This window comes from Streptococcus intestinihominis, assembly GCF_046824975.1.
Lineage (GTDB): Bacteria > Bacillota > Bacilli > Lactobacillales > Streptococcaceae > Streptococcus.
Genome location: NZ_JBKQBL010000008.1, coordinates 12424 through 12760 on the forward strand (window position 1 = coordinate 12424; position 337 = coordinate 12760).

Genomic DNA, 337 nt, shown 5'->3' on the forward strand with positions numbered 1-337 from the left:
TTTTTGAATTCGAGGGCTGTTGTAACAGAGACCCAAGTCGCTGCTACGGCACCGATGACCATACCACCGACCACACTAATCGCTTTACGAAGGGCTTGTCCTTTTGGTCCTACAAGGAATTCAACAGCCTTGTCCCCTAAGTGATACCCTTTGAAGAAGGCGAAACGCATGCCTAAGTAGACCAAGAGGTTCCAAACGACGATATAGAAGAGAGCTCCTGCAATGTTTCCGCCTTTAGAAAGACCAAGGGCAATCCCGAGAAGTACAGGGATTAAGGTCCCAACAACCAAGGAGTCCCCAATCCCAGCGATTGGGCCCATCAAACCAGCACGCATCC

The 337-nt window shown here is 50.1% G+C and carries 1 protein-coding gene; it reads right to left on the reverse strand.

The genetic code is table 11. The annotated features are described in order from the left end of the window. Nucleotides 1–337 (reverse strand): PTS system mannose/fructose/sorbose family transporter subunit IID (locus ACLOR3_RS10030; RefSeq protein ID WP_412037209.1); only part of this gene is annotated, 337 nt, incomplete at both ends.